At 70.5% G+C, this 3,011-nt stretch carries 3 protein-coding genes and 1 pseudogene; all 4 read right to left on the minus strand.

The genetic code is table 11. The features are described 5' to 3' along the window. Positions 1-43: 43 nt before the first annotated feature. Complete coding sequence (gene nusB, locus SSOG_RS07595) at positions 44-502, minus strand: transcription antitermination factor NusB (protein WP_009713628.1); 459 nt, start codon at positions 500-502, stop codon at positions 44-46. Positions 503-504: 2 nt separating this feature from the next. Continuing rightward, on the minus strand, positions 505-1,071 hold the full coding sequence (gene efp / locus SSOG_RS07600; RefSeq protein WP_009713629.1) for an elongation factor P: 567 nt from the start codon (positions 1,069-1,071) through the stop codon (positions 505-507). 96 nt (positions 1,072-1,167) lie between these two features. Next, entirely contained in the window at positions 1,168-2,274 is a 1,107-nt protein-coding gene (locus SSOG_RS07605) for an aminopeptidase P family protein (protein WP_009713630.1), read from the minus strand. An 83-nt stretch (positions 2,275-2,357) separates the two neighbouring features. Continuing rightward, positions 2,358-3,011, minus strand: a pseudogene (locus SSOG_RS07610) (AAA family ATPase); the annotation flags it as partial.

Consider the following 3,011-nt stretch of genomic DNA (forward strand, 5'->3'; position numbering starts at 1 on the left):
CCGCCCCCGGCGGCTGTGTGCTGACTCCTGCTGACCGGTCGGTCTAAGCCTGGGTCTCCGAGTCCTCGGTCTCCGTGTCGCGGCGCAGCCCGGGCTTCAGCTCCTTGAGCCGGCCCAGCAGACCGTTGACGAACGACGGCGAGTCATCGGTGGAGAACTCCTTGGCGAGCTGCACCGCCTCGTCGATCACCACGGCGTCCGGAGTCGCGTCCTCCCAGACCAGCTCGTAGGCGCCGAGCCGCAGGATGTTCCGGTCGACGACCGGCATCCGGTCCAGCGTCCAGCCCACCGCGTAGGTGGCGAGCAGCTCGTCGATCCGGGCGGTGTGCTCCGCGTACCCCTCGACGAGCTGCATCGTGTATTCGCTGACCGGCGGCTGCCGATCGTCGGTCCGGGCGTGCCGTATCCAGTCCGCGAGGACCGTCTGCACGGAGCTGCCACGCTGGTCGGCCTCGAAAAGGATCTGAAAGGCACGCTTACGGGCCTTGTTGCGGGCAGCCACGGTTAGTTGTTCACCCGACCGAGGTACTCACCGGAACGGGTGTCGACCTTGATCTTTTCACCGGTGGTGATGAACAGCGGGACGCCGATCTCGTAGCCGGTCTCGAGCTTGGCGGGCTTGGAGCCACCGGTCGAGCGGTCACCCTGGACGCCGGGCTCGGTGTACTCGATCACCAGCTCGACGGCGGCGGGCAGCTCGACATACAGAGGGTTGCCCTCGTACATCGCGACGACCGCCTCGAAGCCCTCGAGCAGATACCGGGCGTTGTCGCCGACGACCTCGGGGGTGACGTAGATCTGGTCGTAGGTGTCCATGTCCATGAACACAAAGCTCTCGCCGTCCTTGAACGAGAACTGCATGCCGCGCTTGTCGACGTTGGCCGTCTCGACCTTCACGCCGGCGTTGAAGGTCTTGTCGACCACCTTGCCGGACAGCACGTTCTTGAGCTTGGTACGCACGAAGGCAGGGCCCTTGCCGGGCTTGACGTGCTGGAACTCGACGACGGACCAGAGCTGGCCGCCTTCGAGCTTGAGCACAAGGCCGTTCTTGAGGTCGTTCGTGGATGCCACGGTTGCGGGATCTCCTGGACTACAGCTGGTGGAGACCAGAGAGCCGCGGTGCGCCGTTATCAGCCAATGCCGTCAGCCGAAAACTGTCAGCCAGAACTACAGCGCGAGCAGCTCTTTGGTCGTGATGGTGAGTAGCTCGGGTCCGCCGTCCGCCTCGGGGCGGACGACGAGCGTATCGTCGATCCGGACACCGCCCCGCCCCGGGAGGTGGACCCCCGGTTCGACGGTGACCGGCACACAAGCGTCCAGTTTACCCATGGCCGACGGCGAGAGCCGAGGGTCCTCGTCGATTTCCAGGCCCACGCCGTGTCCGGTGCGCGCCTCCAGCCCCTCCCCGTAGCCTGCGGCGTCCAGCACCTGACGGGTCACCCGGTCCACGTCCCGGTACGCCATGCCCGGCAGCAGCGCCTCCCGCCCGGCCCGCTGAGCGGCGAAGACGATGTCGTACAGCTCGACCTGCCAGTCCGCGGGCGAGGGGCCGATGACGAACGTACGGCCCACCTGGCAGCGGTACCCGCGGTAGTCGGCGCCCAGGCAGATGGTGAGGAAGTCGCCCTCCTCCACCCGCCGGTCGGTGGGCAGATGCCCGGCCCGGCCCGCGTGGGGCCCCGCGGCGACCACGGTGGGGAACGCCGGTCCGTCCGCCCCGTGGTCCACCAGACGTCGCTCCAGCTCCAGCGCGAGATGCCGCTCGGTGCGGCCCACCAGGATCGATTCCAGCAGCTCGCCGAGCGCCTGGTCGGCCAGCTCCCCGGCGATCCGCATACAGGAGATCTCCTCGTCGTCCTTGACGATCCGCAGCTGTTCGACGGCCCGCCCCAGATCGGCGAGGTGCAGCCGCGGCGCGGCGGAGCCGACCGCCCGGTGGCGGGCCACGGTCAGGTGGTGCTCCTCGACGGCCAGCGACTCGGCGCCGTCCGCCGCCGCCAGGTCGGCGGCGGCCACGGCGGGGTCGCCGTCAGGGCCGGACAGCATCAGCAGCCGCAGATCCTCCGGATGCGGCCCCGGCACCGGCCCCCACGACGACGCCTCGGGCGCCACCAGGACGTCCTGGACGGGCCCGAGGAGCAGGGTGGCTCCCGGGGGCGCGTCGCCGCACAGATAGCGCACATTGGCGGGCCGGGAGACCAGGGCGGCCTCGCTCCCGGCCGCCGCGTACTGGTCGTGCAGGCGGGCACGTCGGGCCGCGTACACCTGGGACATGCCCCGAGCGTACGCACTCCGGCCCGCCCCGGCCGTTCGGACGGGTCCGGATGGGGTCCTGATGGGGTTCGTCCCCTGGGGGCTCAGAAGGTGGGCGGGCTCGCGATGGAGCGGGCCACTACCTCGTCCAGCATGCGGGCGGTGGTCTCCACGTCGTACGTCGAGTTGTCGATGATCGGCAGCCCGGAGCCGTACCACCCGGCCATCCGGCCGTGGATGCGGGCGACCTCTTCGTCGCTGAGGCGGCGGTTGCCGCTGCGGGCCGCGTTCCGCTCCAGGACGATTTCGAGGCCGGGCAGCACCACGACGGGGAGGAGGCCGGGGCCGACGTGCCGCTTCCAGCCGCCGAGGCCGACGACGGGGCGGTCCGGGAAGACGGCGTCGTCCAGGATGCAGGAGATGCCGTTGGCGAGGAAGTTGCGGGCGGCGAAGCCGCAGGTGCGGCGGGCGAGACGATACTGCGCCTCGGAGTTCTCGTTCCAGCCCGACTGGGGGTTGGCGAAGCCCGACCTGACCCATTCACGGACGTCGTCCAGGCTGATGTGGGCGGTCGGCACCCGGCGGCGGTCGGCCCAGTAGCGGGCGACGGTGGTCTTGCCCGCTCCAGCCGGCCCGATGAGCAGCACGGCGACGGCGGCCTGCGAGGCGTCGGCCATCGCCGGGTCGGCGGGCGGGTGCGGCAGCGGGACGGGCCCCCCGGGCTATCTGGATGTGGCCGGTGGTGCCGGGGTGCTCGA

The sequence above is a fragment of the Streptomyces himastatinicus ATCC 53653 genome (assembly GCF_000158915.1).
GTDB lineage: Bacteria > Actinomycetota > Actinomycetes > Streptomycetales > Streptomycetaceae > Streptomyces > Streptomyces himastatinicus.

Bases quoted from the DNA above. Each gene is read 5' to 3' on its own strand.
- SSOG_RS07605 (WP_009713630.1), bottom strand. From the start codon at position 2,274: ATGTCCCAGGTGTACGCGGCCCGACGTGCCCGCCTGCACGACCAGTAC.